This is a genomic window from Kordia sp. (assembly GCF_965283645.1).
Classification (GTDB): Bacteria; Bacteroidota; Bacteroidia; order Flavobacteriales; family Flavobacteriaceae; genus Kordia.
Map to the genome: position 1 here is coordinate 1635309 of NZ_CBDIPG010000001.1, position 22319 is coordinate 1657627.

Here is a 22319-nt window from a genome sequence, read left to right on the forward strand (position 1 = left end):
AGTGAATGACTATATGGAATACCAACACAAAGAATTCAAACACTAAAATTGAACAAAAACGATCTACAATGAATCTAATTGATTTTATTATTGGAGCATTATTAGCCAATGCAATACCTCATTTAATTTTTGGGCTCACCAAAACTCATTTCCTTGGACTGTTTGGCTATAGTCCAAAAGGAAATATAAGTTATGCCATTCTTCAATTTGTAATAGCAATTCTATTATTTTGCTATACGTATGGATATCAAGAATTCATAGAGAATGGTTTTGTAATTGGAAGTATTACCGTACTTGTACTTTACTTTATTTTTGGGAAGGTTTTGGTCAAATTTTACGGAAAGCAAGAGAAAGTATGAGTATTTCTTAACTATAAAAAAGCTGTAAATTGTTCTTTTAGTAAAATCAAAGAAAGTTGAGTTATTTGTAATGTAACGTTTTGCCTTCTATGTACACTCATATAAAATAGTAGTTCTTTTATATATAGAAGAAGACATTAGACTTTTAAGAAATTTACATGAAAAATAATAAAAAGTATGTTATAATTATAAGTAGTATACTTGTATTGATTATTGGATATTTTATTGCAGACAGCTTTTTATATAATGGAATTAAACCGATAACTATACACGAAAACGGCTTTCAAGGCAATTATTATGCTAAAAACGATACGCAATCACAACCAACAGTTATACTCATTGGTGGCGGACAATGGGGCGATTATTGGGCAGAACAAATTGCTAAAAAAGGATATGCAAGTCTATCGTTACCTTATACACGAAGAGAAGATTTGCCTAACTTAATCGAAGAAATCAATCTTGAATATTTTGAAAAAGCATTCAACTGGCTTACAAAACAACCAGCTGTTCATTCGGATAAAATCATCGTTATGGGAGCTTCAAGAAATGCCGAATTAGCGTTAATACTTGCGGCTACATTTCCAGAATACATTGATGGAGTCGTAGCATATGCACCAAGCGCTGTAAGTTGGTCAAATACAGTACTTCCGTATAGTTCTCCTGATTTGAAAGCAAGTTGGAAGTATAAAGGAATTGCTATTCCGTATGTGCCAATGGAGAAAATTCAGGGAAATAATGTTTCTAAAATTAAAACCTTACCGTATTGGAAAAATGGTTTAGCTAAAATAAATGAAGTAGCAAAAGCAATCATTCCTATTGAAAAAATTAAAGGTCCTATCCTACTCTTTTCTGGATTAGACGATAAAGTTTGGCCAGCGGCAACTATGGCAAATATGTTAGCGGAAAGAATAAAAATAGTTAACTTCAACTATGACTTTCAGAATATACAGTATGAAAATGCAGGTCATTTAATTTCTACACATCCTGATATCAATTCAACTATAACAACTGGAAATATGACTATTGATGGAAAGGTTTACGAATTTGAATTTGGAGGAACTATGGAAGGTGATTCCAAAGCAAAAAAAGATTCAAGAGATAAGTTGTTTTTGTTTTTAGAAAAGTTTAAATAAGCTTAGCAAAAATCATCTTGAAAAGAAATGATCGCGTTATTTGTAATAATATATTCTAAACTCGCAGTTGTCTAGATTACATGATGAATAGTACACAGAAAATTTATTAAAAAACTAAAATTGTTACATGGGATTATTTGATATTTTTAGAAAAAAGAAAACTAACAATACATTTCCTGAAAATGAATTAGAAAAAGTATTCAAAGAAGCTACAACTAATGTTGAAGCTAGAGATGCATTCTATATGAAGTTATTATGGAATGATTTGTATGTGATTACTAATGAAAGCAATGCTTTTCAAGAAGGCGCACAAATACTGGAGGAAAACGTTTCTTTAGAACTTCAGACATTTGAAAATGGCTATATTCCTGTATTTACCTCAGCTAACAGAATTTTTGACAAAGGAATTGTAAAAGAGAAAGTTCCTTATGTGGCTATGAAAGGGCAAGATTTATTTAAAATAACAAAAGGTGCAAATCTTATTTTAAATCCTTATTCTGAATATCACAAAGAACTTGTCGTAGATGAAATTGAAATGCTATTAAATGGAACTCTTTTTAATGATTCACATGAAAAAGAAAATAGTGAAGACTCAAAAAAAATTAACGAGTTTAATCAACTATATGACCAAGCAATCAACCTCCAAAAAGGGTTACTTCTTTTAGATGGTTATCGTTATAAAGATATAAATGTTTCAGAAAAAAAGAAGCTTGAAGCATCAATTGTGGCATTTAAAAAATGTCTTGAAATTTTCCCAGATCATTGGCAAAGCATGATGCTAATGGCAAAATCATATCAACGTTTACAAAAGCATTTAGAAGCATTCAATATCTTAGAAAAAGCATTTACTATTGAACTTACAAATCATTCAATTCCAATGGAAGCATCCTTAGAAGCTATGCATCTAGAAAACATAGAAAAAGCATTGTATTATTCGGAAGCATCACTGAAAAGAAAACCGAATGATTTTGTCTTACTAGGAAATCATGCCATGAATTTATTAATAGCTTCAAAAGATGAAGAAGCTAAGGAGATAATTAAACAAGCAATTTCATTACAACCACGTGATTCTATAAATAAAAATATTCAATCAACTATACATGATGTAATTACTGGAAAACGTAAAAGGCCTACTTTTAAAGATGCTATAAAGTAATACGTATTGTACAGATTGACACCTTTCAAAATGACAAAACTTACTAAAAACATTTATTATGTCAATGAATATATTCCAAACAATATCGAATCTGATTTTGAATGCATTTTTAATCAATAATGTATATAGAAAGGTATGACAATTGGTTAGTGCCAACGTCAGCGATCTGACAACATAAATTAACTTTTAAAGAATGAATCTACAAATTCATATTTGTTGAATACTTGCAAATCTTCAATTCCTTCTCCTACTCCAATATATTTTACTGGTATTTGAAACTGATCCGAAATTCCAATGACAACACCACCTTTAGCAGTTCCATCAAGTTTTGTAACGGCTAACGTAGTTACTTCCGTAGCCGCTGTAAACTGTTTTGCTTGCTCAAAGGCGTTTTGACCTGTAGAACCATCTAAAACGAGTAAAACGTCGTGTGGCGCATCACCAATTACTTTTTGCATTACTTTTTTGACTTTCGTCAACTCTTTCATCAAGTTTACTTTGTTGTGCAATCTTCCAGCTGTATCAATAATAATTACATCAGCATCTTGTGTTACTCCAGATTGTAAGGTATCAAAAGCAACAGAAGCCGGATCACTTCCCATACTTTGTTTTATCAAAGGAACATTTACCCTATCTGCCCAAACTTGCAATTGATCAATAGCGGCTGCTCTAAATGTATCTGCCGCTCCAAGTACAACTTTTAAACCTTGCTTATTAAATTGATGCGCTAGTTTTCCAATAGTTGTTGTTTTTCCAACACCATTGACGCCAACTACCATTAACACATACGGTTTTTTGTTAGCTGGAATTGTATATTCGGTTTCTTCTCCAGAATTGGTTTCAGAAAGTAATCCTGCTATTTCTTCGCGTAGAATTTTATTTAACTCTTCAGTTCCTAAGTATTTGTCTTTGGCTACTCGTGCTTCTATTCTGTCAATAATTTTTAATGTTGTATCTACTCCAACATCACTGCTGACTAATACTTCTTCTAAATTATCTAAAACTTCATCATCTACTTTGTTTTTTCCGGCAACAGCCTTTGTCAATTTTGAAAAGAAGCTTGATTTAGATTTTTCTAATCCTTTGTCAAGTGTTTCTTTTTTTTCTGATGAAAATATTCTTTTAAAAAAACTCATATTTTATGGTACTATAGTTAAGTGCTATATGCAATTTAGTTAATTACATAGGTTGCAAAACAAGATACTTAAAAATTACCACATGTTTTGCATTACTGTTTTATACTATTTTGCAAGTCAATTATCCTGCCTATATTGATAAACATGAAAAACTGTCATATGTGTTTGTCGTTCATGTACAAAAACAAAAAGCTACTCTCTTTCGAAAGTAGCTTGTATTATAGTATAAAACATATACTTATTTCTTTAACCAATCGTTTACCTTTTCTGGAGACATGATTGATTCAACAAAAGTGTAAGCTCCAGTTTTAGGAGATTTTACCATTTTGATTGCTTTTGTTAATCTCTTTGATCCTGTTTGTAAGGATGCCACTGATTTCTTTGCCATGACTTATTATTTTATTTCTTTATGAACAGTCATTTTCTTTAAGATTGAATTAAATTTCTTAATCTCTAATCTGTCCGGAGTATTTTTCTTATTTTTTGTTGTGATATAACGTGAAGTTCCTGGTTGTCCAGAAGCTTTGTGCTCTGTACACTCTAGTATCACTTGAACTCTATTTCCTTTCTTCGCCATTACTGTTGGTATTTATACTTTATGACTGTATATTATTTGATAAAACCGTTAGCTCTTGCTTGTTTAAGCATTGCTGAGATTCCTATTTTATTAATTGTTTTTAAAGCTGAAGTAGAAACTTTTAGAGTTACCCACTTATCTTCTTCAGGGATATAAAAACGCTTTTTTGTAAGATTCGCATTAAATTTGCGCTTTGTCTTATTCATTGCGTGGGAAACGTTATTCCCTACCATTGCTTTCTTACCTGTTAATTCACAAATTCTAGACATCTGTACTAAACTTTTAAGTTATTCAAAAACGAGGTGCAAATTTACATTTTTTTATTTTCTCAGCAAATATTTATTTACTGTTTTTTAAAATTTCTTCCAGTAACATTTCAAAAGCTTTCGTAACTGCCTTGTTTACTACTTTCTCACGCGGTTGTCCAAAATTAAATTCTTTTGATATGATTCCGTTTGGAGTTGCAATTCCGATAAAAACAGTTCCAACTTCAGCATCTGAGTTTCCTTTGCTTGGTCCTGCATTTCCCGTCGTGGCAATTGCATAGTCCGCATGATAGATTTTTTTTGCGCCTGCCGCCATTAATTCTACAACTTCTTTACTGACGACAGAATAAGTATTAATGATGTCCTCAGAAACGCCCAATAGATCTATTTTCGATTGTACAGCATACGTAACAGCACTTCCGTTGAAAAAGGCAGAAACACCCGATTCTTGGGTTATTTGTGCGGCAACACGTCCGCCAGTGCAACTTTCGGCAGCAGCCAATTTTTGATCGTTGGCAACTAATAGTTCACCTATTTGCGTTACAATATTACTTTGCCCTTCAATTCCTTGAATGATGTCTCCTATGATTGGATATAGCTTTAGCGCATGTTCATCAACCGCTTGAATGATTTTTTCTCTGTCTTTTCCTTTTCCTGTTAAACGCAATCGAACTTTTCCAAAGTTTGGCAAATAAGCAAGCTTTACGTTTTCTGGAAGACTGTTTTCCCAATCCTCAATTTTCATGGCAATGTTGCTTTCGCCCATTCCATAAGTCAATATTGTTTTATGATAGATAAAAGGTCGCTCAAATTCTTTTTGGAATTTTGGAATGATGTAATTTGTCATCAATCCGCGCATTTCGTACGGAACACCTGGCATTGACACAAATACGGTATTGTCTTTTTCCAACCACATGCCAGGCGCAGTTCCAAAATGATTCATTACTATTTGCGCTTTGGAAGGCACTAATGCTTGATCTCTGTTCATGTCAGAGATTGTAGACGATGTTATGTATTTTGCAAATAATTCTTCAATATGTGCTAATACTTTTTCGTTTCGTATTAATGTATCGTCAAAGTATTCACAAAGTGTATGTTTGGTAATATCGTCTTTTGTAGGCCCTAATCCACCAGTAATTAACACAAGATCCGCTTTTTGTTTTGCCGCTTCAATGGCTTCTAAAATGTGTTGCTTGTCATCTTGTATAGACGTAATTTGATGCACTGAGATTCCAATTTCATTCAGCGCTTTCGAAATGAATACGGAATTTGTATCTACTATTTGTCCGATGAGAATTTCATCGCCAATCGTAATTATTTCTGCAATCATATATTATAGGTTGAAGTCTTTTTTGAGTGCTGTAATATTGTGTGTGATTTTTGAGTATACTTTTGCGTATACAGTTCTAATATCAGTAATATTTGTTTCAGCTTTTGACCATGCAAGAATTTGAAGGTTTAGTTCATAAGAATCGTTCATTCCCAACAAATCCAAATTGGGTTTTATTTTATGACTAACTTGGTATATTCCTTTATAGTTTTCGGTGTCAACTACTTTTGTAAATTGAATAAGATCGCTTGGAATTTCTTCTATAAAAGCTACTACTACTGCTTCCACAAATTCTTGATCTCCATCACCTAATTCGAGTATCTTTTCTAAATTGTATGCCATTTTTATTTTACTAGTATTGAAAATAATTGTTGTTCTTCTACATATCCTACTAATCTATCTTCAGCATTTACTTTACTTACACCTGCGGGCGTTCCTGTAAAGATGATATCTCCTATTTTGAGTGTAAAATATTGTGAAACATATGCAATTAGTTCGTCTATTTTCCAAAGCATTTGCTTTGTATTTCCTTGTTGAACAACTTCGTTATTTTTTTCTAATCTGAAATTAAGATCATTTAAATTTTCAAATTGATCTTTTGAAATCCATTGTCCTACAACTGCCGATCCGTCAAATGCTTTTGCTTTTTCCCACGGCAAACCTTTTTCTTTTAATTTTGATTGTAAATCGCGCGCTGTAAAATCAATCCCTACACTAATTTCATTGTAATATTTATGCGCAAACTTCTGATCAATATATTTTCCTAATTTATTAATTTTTACTAAGATTTCCACTTCATGATGAATTTCTTTTGAAAAATCAGGAATAAAGAATGGTTGTTTTTTCAGCAATATGGATGTATCCGATTTCATAAAAATAACAGGATCTACGGGCTTTTCATTGGCAAGTTCTTCAATGTGTTTTGCGTAGTTTCTTCCGATACAAATTATTTTCATTGATGTTTATTTTGGGTTAAGGTTAGTTGGTTAGTTTTAGTTTAAATGCTGGCGCAACAACTTCTTCTTCTTTGAAATCAGCACGTGGCATTTTTAGCTTTCGTACTTTTTTCCAGCCATTAACTGACATATAATACGAATATGAATCACCGTCATTTTCTATAATTCCTTTAAAAATGGGCGCATATCTTTTTTGTTTGATGTCTTGTATTTGTAACGAGTCGCTTACTTTTAAATGAATGATTTCTTCAAATGCATTTTCTTCCACAAATAAATGCTCAACGATAATAAAAAAACCTTCTTCAGGAACTTCAATTCCGTTAGCTGGCATTTGTATCTTTGTCTTGCTTTGTTTATAGCTTACAGCTACAATCATTGGATCTACCAAATCGTCTTTTGGCATTTTATTTATGCTTGATGAAACGACTCGGAATCTGAATTTGGCATTTCGTGTGCCTTTTTTGAAGAAAAAAATAGAAACTTCTTTAAGATAGTTTTCATCTCCTAAAGATGTGTCATACGGATAATACCTAGCAAACATTGAAGGATACGCACCTCCGCTAAAGTTTCCTAAACCAATACTTCGTTTTCCTCTAAACGAGTTAACACGGACAGTTTCTTGTCGTTCTTTATTGGATAAATGAACCTCTTTTAAAAACTCAACAGCTGGTTCTAAATAGATAATGACATCTTTACCTCGTTTTAGCACTATATTTTTATCTACAAAACCAACACACGTAATTTTGAGTAATGTTCCAATCCATTCATCTGCAACGGTAAATTCGAACTTTCCGTTTTTATCGGCTGTTGTCCCTCTTTTTTGTGAAGGAATAATTAAATGTGCATATGCAATCGGTTGTTTTGTTTCCTTGTTAACAATAGTTCCCGATATATTTTTTTGTGCATGGACGAAAAAGAAACTTAAAAATGTAATGAGTATGATGGTAGCTTTTCTCATATTCATTTTTAGTTTTTTAGAATTTTGTATTCAGCTTTCGCAATTTGATTGCTGTTAATACTTTTTTCGTGTACAATGGAAAGTTTGCATTCAGAATCCAGCCAAAATAGCCAGGTTCTTCTTCTAAAACCGCTTCTACTTTTTTACCTTTATGTTTTCCAAACGAGAAAATTTCTTCTCCTTCTTTATTAAACGAAATAAATCCGGCAAAGTCTGCCATTTTTTTACGTGTCGTAAATTCGCTTAACTTTTTCATATCGTTTTCTAGCTCTTCATAACGATCTAACTGGGATTTTAAGACTTCGTACGTAGCATTTGTATCTGCTTCTGCACCATGTGCGCCTTCCAGTTCTTTTCCACAATAAAATTTATATGCAGCCGAAAGCGTACGTTTTTCCATTTTATGAAAAATAGTTTGCACATCAACCGATACTTTATTTTTCATATCAAAATCAATATCCGAACGCAATAATTCTTCAGCAAGTAACGGAATGTCAAATCGATCAGAATTGTATCCTGCCAAGTCACTATCTTTTATCATGTTATACACTTCTTTTGAAAGTTCCTTGAATGTTGGTTCATTCGCAACTTTATCATCAGTGATTCCATGAATTTCAGAAACATTTGCAGGAATTGGCATTTCCGGATTTACCAACCACGTTTTACTTTCTTTATTTCCGTTGGGATATACTTTGAGTATCGAGATTTCTACGATTCTATCTTTGGCAACATCGACTCCTGTAGTTTCTAAATCGAAGAAGCAGATAGGATTATTTAGTTTTAATTCCATTATTTTATTTAAAAGAGTAAATTTACCACTATTACAGGGCAAATAAAATTATTTTGTGGTATAATAATTGATTTTAATGTATTATTAACAATAATATGAAAACAAGCGTTTACAAGTCTACATTCTTCATTTTTTTAGTATTTTTTTGTTGCCTTTTTACACTAAATGCGCAAACAAAAGCGATTGAAATTGTGGAAGTGAAAACCAAGAAGAAAATCACATTTTATGCAATTAATCATACAGAAACAGCTAAAGAAGTTTTTTTAAAGGTTGATGGAAAAGGCTTTCGAAAAAGTAGTTATCGACCTGTAATTAAGAACGTTCCTGCGAATAAAAAAGTATTACTTACTACATTAATTTCATTAAAAAATGCAACGCCTGAATACACCTATTTTTATTCGTTTGATGACCAATTGACAGCACTCAATTTAGAGACGAATGTTAAAGATTGGAAGTCATTAAATCATTTGATTGATGCTGGTGAAACTATTATTTTTACGAAAGATGAATGTGCCAAGTGCGAAAAATTGATTGGCATGTTGAAGGCAAATCGGATTCGACACAAAGCTTTTAATATTTCTGATAATGAACGGTATAGAAAATTTTTCTGGAATACAATTTCGAAGATGAAACGCCAAGATGTATTAATTTCTTCTATTCCTATTGCAATTGTTAAAGGTGAATTGCACGAAGGATTGAATCTAATTTCTTTTGTTGAATCTTTGAAAAAGTAGATTACTTTACTGGTAGGTATTAGACCGCTACGCTTTTATACTTGTCCTCGCTTTGCTTTTGGGTTTTGAGTTTTCTTAAGTTTATAAAATACTTTTACATTTAACATTTATAGTTTAAAAACTTCAATATTCCCTATTCAATATTTCTTATTCAATATTTTTAACTCACAAAAAAAAGAGTTTCCTTTCGAAAACTCTTTTTTCATCTATAATGCTATTTCTTTTAAATATCTCTATTGCTATCCCAAGCTTCTAAGTAATCTGCAACTTGTTTTACAAACTGTCCACCAAGCGCACCGTTTACAACTCTGTGGTCATATGAATGTGATAAGAACATTTTGTAACGGATTCCGATGAAATCACCTTCAGGCGTTTCAATCACTGCAGGAACTTTTCTGATCGCTCCTAACGCTAAGATTCCAACTTGTGGCTGATTAATGATTGGTGTTCCCATAATACTTCCAAATGTACCAACATTTGTTACCGTATACGTTCCGCCTTGAATATCATCAGGTTTTAATTTATTGTTTCTTGCTCTTCCTGCTAAGTCATTTACAGATTTTGCCATACCAACTAAGTTTAATTGATCTGCATTTTTAATTACAGGAACAATTAAGTTTCCATCTGGCAACGCCGCTGCCATTCCTAAGTTGATGTTTTTTCTTTTGATAATGTTATCGCCATCGACAGCAATATTCATCATTGGGAAATCTTTCAATGCTTTTGCAACTGCTTCCATAAATATTGGCGTGAATGTAAGTTTTTCACCTTCACGTTTTTCAAAGCTATCTTTTACTTTTTTACGCCAATTCCAAATTTTTGTGACATCAACCTCAACAAAACTTTGTACATGCGCCGATGTTTGTACAGAAGCTACCATATGATGTGCAATGAGTTTCCCCATGCGCGTCATTGCTATAATTTCGTCACTTCCGTTAACAGAAACTGGTGTTGCTGGCGTTGATTTTGGAGCTGCAACCGTTTTTGCCGCTTCTTGAACTGCCGCTTTTGGCGCTTCTGTTTTTTGAGGTTGTGCTTGCGCAGTTCCTCTGGTTTTTATGTAGGCAAGAATATCATTCTTGGTTACTCTTTCATCTTTTCCTGTTCCAGCAATCGTATCAAGTTCATCAACCGAAATTCCTTCTTCTTTGGCAATATTTTTTACTAATGGAGAATAGAATTTTTCAGAAGTTGAAAAGTCATTGCTTACGGTTTCTTTTGCCGTTACAACAGCTTGCGCTACAATTTCTGCTTCTGCTGGCGTTCCTCCTTTTATCGTTTCTGGTGTTGGTACTTCCGTTTTGTTACTATCTTCACTTCCTTCACCTTCTGTTTCAATAATAGCAACTGTTTGACCTACTTTTACAACATCTTCAACATTGAAAAGTATTTCGACTAAAACACCGTCAACTTCACTTGGCAATTCAGAATCTACCTTGTCCGTTGCAATTTCTAATACTGCTTCATCAGCTTCAATAGTGTCGCCAACTTCTTTGAGCCATGATATAATTGTTGCTTCTGCAACACTCTCTCCCATTTGTGGAAGTTTTAGTTCAAATTTTGCCATATCCTTAATCTAAAGATGTTATTTTATTTTATTTTGCGAAAATACTAAATAATCTGATTTTTTATTGAATTATTTTCAATTTAATTCTTTGTTAACATGTCTACTTCGACTTGCACAGTAACCGTACTTCTCCTCTATTTTTTGACGAGTCGCTACCGAGGATAAAAGTACTGTTTTTTGGTAATATTTTATAATATCCAAGTTGTTTTTCAAAGAGTTGAATGATCGTTTTTGTTTCTATAAAGTGATTATCCAGTATGATTTCTGTATAATTTTTGTTTTCTATTTGACGAAATAAGTGATCTAAGTTTTCAACCTTCACACAGTTTTTTTGGTTGTAGACTGCCTGAATCTCTTCAAAATGTGTTGCACTATCCGTAATAATGATACATTTGTTGACCTGCTTTTTCATGTCGTTTTCTGACTTTGAAACCAACGGAATTAACTTCGCGCCAAGCGTAACAGCAATGTCATAAAGTATGTTTCGCTTGAAATGTTTTTTGTAGAATAGTTGCATTGCGCCATAAAAACGCTTTGCATAGGTTTTGTCTTTTAGCGTGCTTTCTCCTTTGTAATGAATGACCGAAGTTTTACCATAATAGTAGTTTTGAAAGCCTGCTTTTTTTATTTTGTATGATAAATCGATGTCTTCGCCATACATGAAATAGTCTTCATCAAAGCCGTTAACAGTTTGATACACACTTTTTTTCATCAGCATGAATGCACCGACGAGAATGTCTATTTTTCCAGTTTCATTTTCATTTAAATCTGAATAGTAACCTGCGTTTTTGCTTCCAAAAATCTTCTTTACAGAAACCATTGGTGTTGGAATGTTTCGTTTGCTTTCGGGCAAAAATGTTCCGCTTCCGTCAACTAGTTTACAACCAATACTTCCTACATTTTCTTTGCTTTTTGCGAATTGTAAAATTTGTGTAAATGTGTCTTCGGCAACAATTGTATCAGGATTTAAGATACAAACATATTCACCTTTTGCTACTTTTACACCTTGGTTGTTTGCTTTGGCAAAACCTACATTTTCAGTGTTTGCAATGAGTTGAATTGTTGGAAACGTGTTTCGCATCATGTCACAACTATTATCTGGCGAGTTGTTATCAATCACAATTATTTCCGCGTCTATTTCCGCAATAGCGGATTGCACACTTCGGAGACAGGCTTCCAAAAAGTAGCGCACATTATAGTTGAGAATGATGACAGAAAGTTGCATGAAAGAGAAGTTTTAGGAACTTTTTAGTGAGTTTTCAAATGGAACTCTGTTAATGATACTTCGTCCTAGTGTGACTTCATCTGCATATTCCAATTCGTCTCCAACCGATATTCCTCGTGCAATTGTAGACGTTTTTACTTCGTAATTTTCGAGTTGCTTGTATATGTAAAAGTTCGTTGTATCGCCTTCCATGGTGGAACTTAATGCAAATATGATTTCTTTGATTTTTCCTTCTTTTACTTTTTCCACCAAACTCGTAATGGTCAAATTGTGTGGACCAATGCCATCCAACGGAGAAATTTTCCCGCCCAATACATGATATAATCCTTTGTATTGTGCCGTACTTTCTATTGCCATGACATCGCGAATGTCTTCTACTACGCACACAATATCTTGTTGGCGATTTGCATTGATGCAAATATCGCAAACTTCCACATCTGAAATGTTATGGCAGTTTTTGCAATGCTTGATTTCTGTACGCAAGTCTTGCAATGCATTTGTGAGATGTACTGTTTGACTTTGCGGTTGTTTTAATAAATGCATCACCAAACGCAACGCTGTTCGTTTCCCGATTCCGGGCAGTTGCGAAACTTCGTTTACGGCATTTTCTAAGAGTTTTGAGGAGAATTCCATTTGGCAAATTTACAACTTTTTTAATGTTAGAAATTGAATTTGAAGCTGAAACTGAATTTGAAATGTTCCACTATTCGTCAGATCGAGTTAAATTCATTGAATTTTGTATTGAGATCCACTTTGAAATTGAATGTTATAGACTTTTGACTGTTGTTTTTCATTCTAACTAACTCATTGAACTATTTGAAGTTTTGATGTAGTATTTATAAGCATTACTTTACTCCTTTTGAACATTGATGTAACGTTTATGAGTACTATTTTAACATTTATAAATATTGATTGTATGTTTGTAAACGTTGATTTAATCCTTCGAAGTATTGTTGTAACGTTTTGAGTTCTTGTTTAAAGGGTTATGCCCTTGGTGGTATGGGGTAAATTATTTGATCTTTTGATACATCTGTATTTTATCAATATAACCATTTTCATCTTTGAAAAAGTCTTTTATAATTCCACTTACGATGAATCCCATATTTTTATATAAATGGACTCCTAAATTATTTGAAGCATACACATTAAGCCAAACAATTTCAATTTTGGAATGATTTTTAGCCCAATCCAATGTGTTTTCGATTAAAATTTTTCCCAAACCTTGATTTCGCCAATTTTTATTAATTCCCATTCCTATCATTCCCGTATGAAACATCTTTTTCCTTTTGCTTCCAGTTAAATCGATATTGCCAATTAGTTGTCCTTCATATACAGCAACTAAAAAAATGCTGTTCTCACTTACCTCATAATCTTTGATAAGTTTGGTTTCTTTATTTATGTCATTTGGGTACTCATCTAAAGTTAAAGGAAGTGTTGTTGTATTTTCTATATAGCCTCTTTTTAAATTGAGTATCGCTTGTGCATCCGTAATTTTAGCCAATCGTATCTCAATTTTCTTGTCCGACTTTGTTGTACAAATTTTAGGTTCAAATTTCATTCGTTTAGTATCTTCTTTGCGTTACGAAAAACGTTTATATAATAAATATCTGTTTACTACAAATCTAAATGATTTTTAATGAGTTTAAAAATAGAAATGATTTTATGAGCATCTCAACTGTGCTCTATGTGACACATCTTGATAGCTACGCTAGCTATTTTTAATCAACATATATTTTGATCTCAATACGGCTCAACGTGACATATTGTTAACTTTTATATTATGAATTATTAAATTCTTCAATCTTTTAATCATTCAATCAAAAAAAGACACAGAAGTTTGTATTTTGCAATTCACAAATTACACATATGCAACCGATTCATATTTTACTTTTGATTGCCGGATATTTTGGCGTTTTAATTTTGATCTCTTATTTCACAGGAAAAGATGATAGCAACGAAACGTTTTTTAAAGCGTCGCGAAAATCGCCTTGGTATATTGTCGCCTTTGGTATGATTGGCGCTTCGCTTTCGGGCGTTACGTTTATTTCCGTGCCAGGTTGGGTGGAAGCTTCTCAGTTTAGCTATATGCAAGTTGTGTTTGGTTATTTGGTCGGTTATTTCATTATTGCTTTTGTGCTGATGCCAATTTATTATCGTTTGAATGTAACGTCTATTTATCAGTATTTGGAAGACCGATTTGGCGTTACCAGCTATAAAACTGGTGCTTTTTTCTTTTTGGTTTCTAGAATTTTGGGGGCTTCCTTCCGATTGTATTTGGTCGCGATTGTGTTACAACGGTATGTTTTTGACACCTATGAAATTCCGTTTGCAGTTACAGTTACCTTGTCTATTTTATTGATATGGCTGTATACGTTTCGTGGTGGAATTAAAACCATTGTTTGGACAGATACGTTACAAACCTTATTTATGTTGATTGCCGTTGGTGTTGCCATTTATTTGATTTTAGGAGATTTGAACATGAGTTTTGTAGAGTTTTGGAATTCAGATGCTTTGACAGCGTACAATCAAATATGGTTTACAGAGAGTTTTATGGCTAAGAATTATTTTGTAAAATCGTTCCTTGGCGGATTGTTTATTGCGGTTTGTATGACAGGACTCGATCAGGATATGATGCAAAAGAATTTAACTTGTAAAAGTTTGGGTGATGCACAAAAGAACATGGTTTCGTTTAGTATTGTGTTGGTTGTGGTAAACCTAATTTTCTTATTATTAGGAGCTTTATTATTTATGTATGCGGCTCAAAATAATATTGCTGTTCCATTGATGGACGGAAAACCAAAAACAGATTTGTTATTTCCTGAAATTGCGCTTAATGGCGGATTGGGAATTTCGTTAGCAGTTGTTTTCTTACTAGGTTTAATTGCTGCTGCCTATTCTAGTGCCGATTCTGCTTTGACTTCCTTAACGACTTCTTTTTCAATAGATTTTTTAGGTATTGAAAAGAAACCCGAAAACGAACAGAAAAGGACGCGGAAACTCGTTCATATTGGAATGTCTTTTGTGCTGATTGTTGTGGTTGTTATTTTTAATAGTTTGAGCAATAAAAGTGTTATTGACAGCTTGTTAACTATTGCTGGTTACACCTACGGACCATTATTAGGTTTGTTTGCTTTCGGAATTTTCACGAAGTATAAAGTCGTTGATAAAAGCGTGTGGATTGTCACGCTAGTTTCTATATGTTTGACATATGTACTTGCGAATTTTGGGAGTTATTATATGTATGTTACCGAAGACGTTATCAATCTAGCGGAAGCGACAAAACTCTCTAAAGAAACTTTTTACCAATTTGGATATGAATTGTTACCCATTAATGGTTTGTTTACTTTCCTTGGGCTCGTATTGATTAGACGCCAATAGTACCAACGTACACGCAACTTCGTGTTCAATAGTATTTTGTTCTAATAATTTGTAAAATTCTGGATTTTCAGTTCCTGGATTAAAAATGACACGTTTTGGCTGTAACGAAATGATGTAATCGTAAAAAGCTTGTTGTCGTGTTGCATTTAAATAGAGTGTAACTGTATGAATGTCTGAATATTGTTTCAATTCAGTATCAATTTGTACGCCACTTATTTCACCTTCTTTTAATCCGTAAGCTACAACTTCATGTTGATAGGCTACTAATTTTTGAACAGCTTTATGAGAAAAACGATGCGTCTTTAAGGAAGCGCCTAGCACTAGTGTTTTCAATAGATAGATATTTAATAGGTTAAGATTTGATATACGCTCTGGTAAAGCATGTGTAAATTTAGTGATTTTTGATTTGTAACGCCGTTATTTGTTAAATTATGTTAAAAGTTGTTAAATAGCGTAACACAAAATACTTTCTCTCGTCAAGTATGCATACTTCTGGTAAATCTGGAAGTTTCATCAAACACAAAAAACGAACTAATTACATGAAAAAACTCATCACACTCTGCGTGATAATGCTCTGCTACGCATTAAACGCTCAAAACACTGCTACCCCCAAAATAGGTACAATCACAGGAAAAGTAATAGATGCAACTACACAAGAAACGATTCCGTATGCAACTATTGTTATTAAAGCTAAAGCTGATAATAGCATTATTAAAGGAGCAATTACAGACGATAACGGAAATTTTAAAATTGAAAAAATCCCAGCAGGTTCATTGCTTGTAGAAATTCAGTTTATTGGTTATGAAACCATCACAAAAGAAATTACGATTTCAACGGATGCAAGAGAAATTTCAATCGGAACTGTCGCATTAGCGGAAAGCGTTTCTACCCTAAATGAAGTAGAAATTGTTGCCGAACGTACTACTATTGAACAAAAAGTAGATAGAAAGGTTATTACAGTTGGAAAAGACTTGGTTACTAGCGGACCAACGGCTTCCGATATTATGAATAATTTACCTTCCGTAAATGTAGATCAGCAAACTGGAGCTATTAGTTTGCGTGGAAACCAAAACGTTCGCGTAATGGTTGACGGAAAATTATCCAACATTCCTACTGCGCAGTTATTGAAGCAATTACCTTCAAATTCTATCAAGAAAATTGAACTAATTACAAATCCTTCTGCAAAGTACAATCCGGAAGGAATGAGCGGGATTATCAATATTGTTTTACACAAAAATGTAAATATTGGTTTTAACGGAAACGTAAATATTGGTTTAACACGTGAACGCGAAGCGAAGTTTAATAGTTCTATTGACATGAACTACAGAAACGGAAAATTTAATGTATTCGGGAATTACGGAAACAACATTTCTAAAAATGCCAACGATGGAAATATTTTTAGAGTAGATGAAAATTCGGAACAAATATTTAGCTTTTTAGACAATCGTAAAACACATTTATTTAAAGTTGGAGTTGATGTGTATTTAAATGATAAAAATACAGTTTCATTCTTTACCAATCAGAATATTACAGATAGTAAAAATGAAGGTATTACCGATGTATTTTTTAATGATGCGCCACAGTTTAACAACTTTCAAGATTTCTTAGCAGAAAATGACAATCTTTCTTCACAATACAACTTTAATTATAAGTATGATATTGATGATGAAGGTCATAATATTGAATTAGAAGTAGATTATAACGTATTTGATGCAGAAGATAATATTGATTTTCAATTTTCAGGTGCAAATACATTCCCGAATTATATAGATGAAACAGAAACTGCTAGAGATCGTACTACAATTAACTTAGACTATGTACGTCCACTAAAAAACAAAGCAAAGTTAGAAGCTGGTTTAGAAGCACGTTTATTTAACTCTGACATCGGATATCAGTCTTCTGGATTTTCTTTTGATGAAATTGGAGACTTACGTAGAACACCAAGCACTGATTTTGATTATAGTAGAGATATTTATTCTGCGTATGCAACGTATGGAAAACAGTATGAAAAATGGTCGTACCAAGTTGGTGTAAGAGCTGAAAGTGTACAAGTAGATGCCAATGCATTATCAAGAGAAATTGAAACTACTGACACGAATAATATTGTATTTGAAAATGATTATGTACAAGTATATCCTTCTGCATTTTTCACCTATACGCCGTCTGAGAAAAACTCATACCAAGTTAGTTACAGTAGACGTGTTGATCGTCCAGGAATTGGACAAGTAAATCCAATTAGAGAATGGAGCACACCGTTGATTTCTTCTTTTGGAAACATCAACTTACAACCACAGTTTACAAACTCTATGGAAGCAAATTACACACGAAAACTTGGAAACAAAGGAACTATTACTGGTGGTGTTTTTTATAGGTTGATTGAAGACGAAATTAACAGAGCCGTTTTTGTAGATCGTACAGATATTAACAGACTTATTTTAACAAACGATAATTTTGACAATACCACAGCATACGGAATTGAAATTTCAAGTAATTTCAGACCAACTAGCTGGTGGAGTTTTAACTCTAGTTTTGACTTCTTTTCACAAACACAAAAAGGAATTACAGAGTCATTAAACGCGCCAACAGATGTTGCAACTGTAGACAATATTGTTCGTGAAACTGTAGAAGTAGACAATGCCGCTTGGAACTTTAGAATGTTTAACAATTTCAAAATAACCAAGAAATTAAACTTATCTGCCTTCGGATTTTACAGAGGTAGCGTACAAGGATTACAGTTTGAAATGGAGCCAATGTATTTTGTAAATATTGGTGCTCGTTATTCATTTGCTCAAGGAAGTGGAACATTAAGTGTAAACTACAATGATATTTTCAACACTATGCAATTTGGGTTTAATGGAGATAGACCTTTTAGACAAGAAGGAGCTTTTAGATGGGAAAGTAATACGGTGAATGTTAGTATTTCATACCGTTTTGGAGGTAACAAATACAGAGCAAAATCGCGTAAGCAACGTGATGATAATGAAAAATCAGGAAGTGGCGGATTTCTATAAGCCATTAACCAATACAATTTTAATAACTTCAATTATTATTGATGGTTAGTGTTAATTGAACGTTATTAATCAATGAAAACCTTACCTGTGCACAGGTAAGGTTTTCTGTTTAGAAATGTTATTTATCTAAAAACTAATACGTTTGAACAGAAATATTGTTAAAGTTCTCCTAAGCTATCTGTGAATCTCAAAAAAAACATTCAATTTTGTAATTGAAAGGTTATTCAGTATTGATTACATAGGTTAATTATTCGAATTTAGCACTCTAACAAATACCCTTTAAAAATATTGCATAACATATATTTAGATAGGATATATCTAACAAAAAAACCCAAGCTCGAAAGAACTTGGGACTTTTTTTATTTTATATTTTATATTTTTCAGTTTACCATTTAATGATGACACTTCCCCAAGTGAATCCACTTCCGAAAGCCGCCAACACCACTGTATCACCTTCTTTTATTTTTCCTTCTTCCCATGCTTCCGTTAATGCAATCGGAATAGAAGCCGCCGTTGTATTTCCATAACGCATGATGTTATTATACACTTGATCGTCTCCAAGTCTAAACTTTTTCTGAATAAATTGTGCAATTCTCAAATTTGCTTGATGCGGAATTAACATGTCAATATCACTTTTTTCCAATCCATTTTGTGATAAACCTTCCATAATTACTTCACTAAAACGAACTACTGCATTTTTAAATACAAACGTTCCATTCATATGTGGAAAGTACGATGTGTCATCTACAGCAGCATCATGATCTTTGATAATATCATTTACCCAACGTGTTCCCATTCCTGGCGCAGTCAATGCTAATTCTTCAGCATGTTCACCTTGCGAATGTAAATGTGTTGATAATATTCCTTTTCCTTCTGCTGAACTTCGTGACAAAACTGCCGCTCCTGCTCCATCTCCAAAAATAACCGAAACTCCTCTTCCACGCGTTGTCATGTCTAAACCGTGCGAATGTAATTCTGAACCAATAACAAGAACATTTTTATACATTCCTGTTTTTATAAATTGATCTGCCACTGAAATTGCATATACAAATCCAGAACATTGATTTCGTACATCTAATGCGCCAACGGTTTTAATATCCAATGCTTTTTGAACCAAAACACCAGGTCCAGGAAAATAATAATCAGGACTTAGGGTTGCAAAAATGATAAAATCGATATCGTCTTTATCAATTCCTGCACGTTCAATAGCTACTTTTGCAGCTTTTACGCCCATTCCTGAAGTTGTATCTTCAGTACCTTTTACGGCAAATCTTCGTTCTTTAATTCCTGTTCGTTCCTGTATCCATTCGTCATTAGTATCCATTAACTTGGATAAATCATCATTTGTAACCACATTATCTGGAACATAATGTCCTAATCCTATAATTCTAGATGTATACATAAATTGTCAATTTTATATTTTTCAGTCAAAATCTGAATTGTAAATTTACAAATTCTTAAAACTTGTAGGACAATATTAAGCATTATTAATTAGTTCTCGAAGTATAAAAGTTTTATATACTAAAAAAGCGCATCTATTTTTAACAAATGCGCTTTAAAACAACCTAACCAATAAATAAACAATCGATTAAGGAAGTGTTCTCTTTTCATAGCAATCTTTTTCCTTAATCATATACAGTAAATCGAAATAATTTCATATTCCTTACAAAGTTTTTAATTTTTTATGAATTGATTTATTTTTAAAATACGAATCTGTCATCTTGTCACTTCTGTGAAAATGGTATTTTTTTTGAAAAGAAAGTCATCAAACAATACTAATTTATAATCACAAACTAAAAAGATAACAAATGGCAACAGGAAATATTAATGTATCTGTCGAAAATATTTTCCCCTTAATTAAGAAGTTCTTATACAGCGATCACGAAATCTTTTTAAGAGAACTTATTTCTAACGCAACTGACGCAACGTTAAAGCTTAAGCACTTAACAAATATTGGTGAAGTAAGCGTTGCATACGGAAATCCCGTTATTGAAATTAAAGTAGATAAAGAAGGAAAAAAACTGCACATTATTGACCAAGGACTTGGAATGTCTGCAGATGAAATTCAAAAATATATCAATGAAGTCGCTTTTTCTGGAGCGGAAGAGTTTTTAGAAAAATACAAAGATTCTGCCAAAGATTCGGGAATTATCGGACATTTTGGACTTGGCTTCTATTCTGCATTCATGGTGGCAGAAAAAGTTGAAATTATTTCTAAAAGTTATAAAGAAGATGCAAAAGCCGCACATTGGATTTGTGATGGCTCACCACAATTTACACTAGAAGATCACGACAAAACAGAACGTGGAACTGAAATTATTCTTCACATTGCAGAAGATTCTACAGAGTTTTTAGAAGATGCAAGAATTAGTGAGTTACTCGTAAAGTATAACAAATTCATGCCAATTCCGATTAAGTTTGGAACCAAAGAAGAAACAGTACCACTTCCTGAAGATGCTGAAGAAGGTGCTGAATCCGAAAAAATAACTGTTGATAATATCATCAACAATCCAAATCCGGCTTGGACAAAACAACCTGCAGATTTAGAAGATGAAGACTATAAAAACTTCTATCGTGAGTTGTATCCAGCACAATTTGAAGAACCATTATTCAACATTCATTTAAATGTAGATTATCCGTTTAACTTAACTGGTATTTTATATTTCCCAAAATTGGGGAATGATATGAATATGCAAAAGGATAAAATTCAATTATACCAAAATCAAGTATTTGTTACTGACAATGTAGAAGGAATTGTTCCTGAGTTTTTAACAATGTTGAAAGGTGTAATTGATTCTCCAGATATTCCATTGAATGTATCACGTTCGTACTTACAAGCAGATGGAAATGTGAAGAAAATTGCTTCATACATCACGCGTAAAGTTGCAGACAAATTAAGTTCTTTATTCAAAAATAGTAGAGAAGATTTCGAAGCAAAATGGAATGATATTAAAATTGTAATTGAATATGGAATGCTTTCAGAAGATAAATTCTTTGAAAAAGCTGACAAATTCGCACTATATCCTTCTGTAGATGGAACGTATTACACGTTTGAAGAATTAAACGAAAAGATCAAGGATGCACAAACAGATAAAGATGGTAAAACAATCATTTTATATGCTTCTGATAAAGACCAACAGCACAGCTACATTGAAGCTGCAAAAGGTAAAGGATACGAAGTGTTATTGTTAGATTCTCCTATTGTTTCGCATTTAATTCAAAAATTAGAAACATCAAAAGAGAACATATCATTTGCACGTGTTGATGCCGATCATATTGATAATATTATCAAAAAAGATGAAGAGCAAATTTCGAAACTTTCAGATGAAGAAAAGGAAAGTTTAAAAACGACGTTGACAGAAGTTGTTCCTGCTGATAAATATACGGTTCAGTTAGAAGCTATGGATTCTAACGCGTCTCCATTTATGATTACGCAACCAGAATTTATGCGTCGTATGAAAGAAATGCAACAAACTGGCGGTGGCGGAATGTTTGGAATGGGGAATTTCCCAGAAATGTACAATCTTATCGTGAATACAAACCACGAATTGGTTGGGCAAATTCTAGGCACAAAAACAAAGAAAAAACAAGAACGCTTAATCAAACAATCGTTAGATTTAGCACGATTATCTCAAAACTTACTAACGGGAGAAGAATTGACACAATTTATCAAACGTAGTTATGAAATGATTAAATAACAAATAGTTGTAAACTATAGATTGTTAGAGAAAAACCACTTCGAA

The 22319-nt window shown here is 32.9% G+C and carries 22 protein-coding genes; 7 read left to right on the plus strand and 15 right to left on the minus strand.

Annotation, left to right across the window (positions count from 1 at the left end; translation table 11 throughout):
• Nucleotides 1-68: 68 nt before the first annotated feature.
• The 3 genes from ACQ654_RS07055 (at nucleotide 69) to ACQ654_RS07065 (ending at nucleotide 2648) form a co-directional block, all read left to right on the plus strand.
• A complete protein-coding gene (locus ACQ654_RS07055; RefSeq protein WP_430409622.1) occupies nucleotides 69-359 on the plus strand; it encodes a hypothetical protein in 291 nt (96 codons plus the stop codon).
• Between the two features lie 158 nt (nucleotides 360-517).
• Entirely contained in the window at nucleotides 518-1492 is a 975-nt protein-coding gene (locus tag ACQ654_RS07060; protein ID WP_430409623.1) for an acyl-CoA thioester hydrolase/BAAT C-terminal domain-containing protein, read from the plus strand.
• Nucleotides 1493-1619: 127 nt separating this feature from the next.
• Nucleotides 1620-2648 carry an SseB family protein gene (locus tag ACQ654_RS07065; RefSeq protein WP_430409624.1) on the plus strand — a complete coding sequence of 343 codons (1029 nt, stop codon included), beginning with the start codon at nucleotides 1620-1622 and terminating at the stop codon, nucleotides 2646-2648.
• Between the two features lie 179 nt (nucleotides 2649-2827).
• Here the strand turns inward: ACQ654_RS07065 and ftsY are convergent, their stop codons facing one another.
• The 9 genes from ftsY to ACQ654_RS07110 form a co-directional block, all read right to left on the minus strand.
• Entirely contained in the window at nucleotides 2828-3784 is a 957-nt protein-coding gene (ftsY, locus tag ACQ654_RS07070; RefSeq protein WP_430409625.1) for a signal recognition particle-docking protein FtsY, read from the minus strand.
• A 238-nt stretch (nucleotides 3785-4022) separates the two neighbouring features.
• Entirely contained in the window at nucleotides 4023-4172 is a 150-nt protein-coding gene (locus ACQ654_RS07075) for a DUF4295 domain-containing protein (protein WP_298427086.1), read from the minus strand.
• Between the two features lie 6 nt (nucleotides 4173-4178).
• Complete coding sequence (rpmG, locus tag ACQ654_RS07080; RefSeq protein ID WP_430409626.1) at nucleotides 4179-4361, minus strand: 50S ribosomal protein L33; 183 nt, start codon at nucleotides 4359-4361, stop codon at nucleotides 4179-4181.
• Between the two features lie 32 nt (nucleotides 4362-4393).
• Complete coding sequence (gene rpmB / locus ACQ654_RS07085; protein WP_046757460.1) at nucleotides 4394-4630, minus strand: 50S ribosomal protein L28; 237 nt, start codon at nucleotides 4628-4630, stop codon at nucleotides 4394-4396.
• A 70-nt stretch (nucleotides 4631-4700) separates the two neighbouring features.
• Complete coding sequence (locus ACQ654_RS07090) at nucleotides 4701-5957, minus strand: CinA family nicotinamide mononucleotide deamidase-related protein (protein ID WP_430409627.1); 1257 nt, start codon at nucleotides 5955-5957, stop codon at nucleotides 4701-4703.
• A gap of 3 nt (nucleotides 5958-5960) precedes the next feature.
• On the minus strand, nucleotides 5961-6299 hold the full coding sequence (locus ACQ654_RS07095) for an Hpt domain-containing protein (RefSeq protein WP_430409628.1): 339 nt from the start codon (nucleotides 6297-6299) through the stop codon (nucleotides 5961-5963).
• A gap of 2 nt (nucleotides 6300-6301) precedes the next feature.
• The gene (locus tag ACQ654_RS07100; protein ID WP_430409629.1) at nucleotides 6302-6913 is read right to left on the minus strand and encodes a fumarylacetoacetate hydrolase family protein; all 612 of its coding nucleotides are present in this window, start codon (nucleotides 6911-6913) and stop codon (nucleotides 6302-6304) included.
• Nucleotides 6914-6935: 22 nt separating this feature from the next.
• A complete protein-coding gene (locus ACQ654_RS07105) occupies nucleotides 6936-7871 on the minus strand; it encodes a carboxypeptidase-like regulatory domain-containing protein (RefSeq protein ID WP_430409630.1) in 936 nt (311 codons plus the stop codon).
• A gap of 16 nt (nucleotides 7872-7887) precedes the next feature.
• Nucleotides 7888-8661: an exonuclease domain-containing protein gene (locus ACQ654_RS07110; protein WP_430409631.1), complete on the minus strand. Its 774-nt coding sequence runs from the start codon at nucleotides 8659-8661 to the stop codon at nucleotides 7888-7890.
• A 197-nt stretch (nucleotides 8662-8858) separates the two neighbouring features.
• Here ACQ654_RS07110 and ACQ654_RS07115 point away from each other — a divergent pair, with 197 nt between their 5' ends.
• Entirely contained in the window at nucleotides 8859-9395 is a 537-nt protein-coding gene (locus ACQ654_RS07115; protein ID WP_430409632.1) for a hypothetical protein, read from the plus strand.
• Nucleotides 9396-9618: 223 nt separating this feature from the next.
• On the opposite strand, the gene ACQ654_RS07120 is transcribed toward ACQ654_RS07115, so the two are convergent.
• The 4 genes from ACQ654_RS07120 to ACQ654_RS07135 form a co-directional block, all read right to left on the minus strand.
• On the minus strand, nucleotides 9619-10962 hold the full coding sequence (locus ACQ654_RS07120) for a dihydrolipoamide acetyltransferase family protein (protein WP_430409634.1): 1344 nt from the start codon (nucleotides 10960-10962) through the stop codon (nucleotides 9619-9621).
• A 100-nt stretch (nucleotides 10963-11062) separates the two neighbouring features.
• Nucleotides 11063-12187, minus strand: a complete 1125-nt coding sequence (locus tag ACQ654_RS07125; protein ID WP_430409635.1) for a glycosyltransferase family 2 protein — start codon at nucleotides 12185-12187, stop codon at nucleotides 11063-11065.
• Nucleotides 12188-12199: 12 nt separating this feature from the next.
• Nucleotides 12200-12820, minus strand: coding sequence for a recombination mediator RecR (gene recR, locus ACQ654_RS07130; RefSeq protein WP_430409636.1), 621 nt, complete (start codon nucleotides 12818-12820; stop codon nucleotides 12200-12202).
• 376 nt (nucleotides 12821-13196) lie between these two features.
• Nucleotides 13197-13745 (minus strand): N-acetyltransferase family protein, encoded by a 549-nt coding sequence (locus ACQ654_RS07135; protein ID WP_430409637.1) that lies wholly within the window; start codon nucleotides 13743-13745, stop codon nucleotides 13197-13199.
• A 308-nt stretch (nucleotides 13746-14053) separates the two neighbouring features.
• Here ACQ654_RS07135 and ACQ654_RS07140 point away from each other — a divergent pair, with 308 nt between their 5' ends.
• Complete coding sequence (locus ACQ654_RS07140; RefSeq protein ID WP_430409638.1) at nucleotides 14054-15565, plus strand: sodium:solute symporter; 1512 nt, start codon at nucleotides 14054-14056, stop codon at nucleotides 15563-15565.
• Here ACQ654_RS07140 and ACQ654_RS07145 read toward each other — a convergent pair.
• Nucleotides 15509-15898, minus strand: coding sequence for a CoA-binding protein (locus ACQ654_RS07145; RefSeq protein ID WP_430409639.1), 390 nt, complete (start codon nucleotides 15896-15898; stop codon nucleotides 15509-15511). The genes ACQ654_RS07140 and ACQ654_RS07145 overlap by 57 nt on opposite strands.
• A 206-nt stretch (nucleotides 15899-16104) precedes the next feature.
• On the opposite strand from ACQ654_RS07145, the gene ACQ654_RS07150 reads away from it, so the two are divergent.
• A complete protein-coding gene (locus tag ACQ654_RS07150) occupies nucleotides 16105-18576 on the plus strand; it encodes an outer membrane beta-barrel protein (protein ID WP_430409640.1) in 2472 nt (823 codons plus the stop codon).
• A gap of 385 nt (nucleotides 18577-18961) precedes the next feature.
• Here the strand turns inward: ACQ654_RS07150 and ACQ654_RS07155 are convergent, their stop codons facing one another.
• Nucleotides 18962-19978 carry a 3-oxoacyl-ACP synthase III family protein gene (locus ACQ654_RS07155; protein ID WP_430409641.1) on the minus strand — a complete coding sequence of 339 codons (1017 nt, stop codon included), beginning with the start codon at nucleotides 19976-19978 and terminating at the stop codon, nucleotides 18962-18964.
• 406 nt (nucleotides 19979-20384) lie between these two features.
• On the opposite strand from ACQ654_RS07155, the gene htpG reads away from it, so the two are divergent.
• On the plus strand, nucleotides 20385-22274 hold the full coding sequence (gene htpG / locus ACQ654_RS07160) for a molecular chaperone HtpG (protein ID WP_430409642.1): 1890 nt from the start codon (nucleotides 20385-20387) through the stop codon (nucleotides 22272-22274).
• Nucleotides 22275-22319: the final 45 nt, after the last annotated feature.

What these genes read in the sequence shown, in the direction of transcription:
- ACQ654_RS07055 (WP_430409622.1), top strand. Translation starts at nt 69, where the DNA reads ATGAATCTAATTGATTTTATTATTGGAGCATTATTAGCCAATGCAATA.
- ACQ654_RS07060 (WP_430409623.1), top strand. Translation starts at nt 518, where the DNA reads ATGAAAAATAATAAAAAGTATGTTATAATTATAAGTAGTATACTTGTA.
- ACQ654_RS07065 (WP_430409624.1), top strand. Translation starts at nt 1,620, where the DNA reads ATGGGATTATTTGATATTTTTAGAAAAAAGAAAACTAACAATACATTT.
- ftsY (WP_430409625.1), bottom strand. Translation starts at nt 3,784, where the DNA reads ATGAGTTTTTTTAAAAGAATATTTTCATCAGAAAAAAAAGAAACACTT.
- ACQ654_RS07075 (WP_298427086.1), bottom strand. Translation starts at nt 4,172, where the DNA reads ATGGCAAAGAAATCAGTGGCATCCTTACAAACAGGATCAAAGAGATTA.
- rpmG (WP_430409626.1), bottom strand. Translation starts at nt 4,361, where the DNA reads ATGGCGAAGAAAGGAAATAGAGTTCAAGTGATACTAGAGTGTACAGAG.
- rpmB (WP_046757460.1), bottom strand. Translation starts at nt 4,630, where the DNA reads ATGTCTAGAATTTGTGAATTAACAGGTAAGAAAGCAATGGTAGGGAAT.
- ACQ654_RS07090 (WP_430409627.1), bottom strand. Translation starts at nt 5,957, where the DNA reads ATGATTGCAGAAATAATTACGATTGGCGATGAAATTCTCATCGGACAA.
- ACQ654_RS07095 (WP_430409628.1), bottom strand. Translation starts at nt 6,299, where the DNA reads ATGGCATACAATTTAGAAAAGATACTCGAATTAGGTGATGGAGATCAA.
- ACQ654_RS07100 (WP_430409629.1), bottom strand. Translation starts at nt 6,913, where the DNA reads ATGAAAATAATTTGTATCGGAAGAAACTACGCAAAACACATTGAAGAA.
- ACQ654_RS07105 (WP_430409630.1), bottom strand. Translation starts at nt 7,871, where the DNA reads ATGAGAAAAGCTACCATCATACTCATTACATTTTTAAGTTTCTTTTTC.
- ACQ654_RS07110 (WP_430409631.1), bottom strand. Translation starts at nt 8,661, where the DNA reads ATGGAATTAAAACTAAATAATCCTATCTGCTTCTTCGATTTAGAAACT.
- ACQ654_RS07120 (WP_430409634.1), bottom strand. Translation starts at nt 10,962, where the DNA reads ATGGCAAAATTTGAACTAAAACTTCCACAAATGGGAGAGAGTGTTGCA.
- ACQ654_RS07125 (WP_430409635.1), bottom strand. Translation starts at nt 12,187, where the DNA reads ATGCAACTTTCTGTCATCATTCTCAACTATAATGTGCGCTACTTTTTG.
- recR (WP_430409636.1), bottom strand. Translation starts at nt 12,820, where the DNA reads ATGGAATTCTCCTCAAAACTCTTAGAAAATGCCGTAAACGAAGTTTCG.
- ACQ654_RS07135 (WP_430409637.1), bottom strand. Translation starts at nt 13,745, where the DNA reads ATGAAATTTGAACCTAAAATTTGTACAACAAAGTCGGACAAGAAAATT.
- ACQ654_RS07140 (WP_430409638.1), top strand. Translation starts at nt 14,054, where the DNA reads ATGCAACCGATTCATATTTTACTTTTGATTGCCGGATATTTTGGCGTT.
- ACQ654_RS07150 (WP_430409640.1), top strand. Translation starts at nt 16,105, where the DNA reads ATGAAAAAACTCATCACACTCTGCGTGATAATGCTCTGCTACGCATTA.
- ACQ654_RS07155 (WP_430409641.1), bottom strand. Translation starts at nt 19,978, where the DNA reads ATGTATACATCTAGAATTATAGGATTAGGACATTATGTTCCAGATAAT.
- htpG (WP_430409642.1), top strand. Translation starts at nt 20,385, where the DNA reads ATGGCAACAGGAAATATTAATGTATCTGTCGAAAATATTTTCCCCTTA.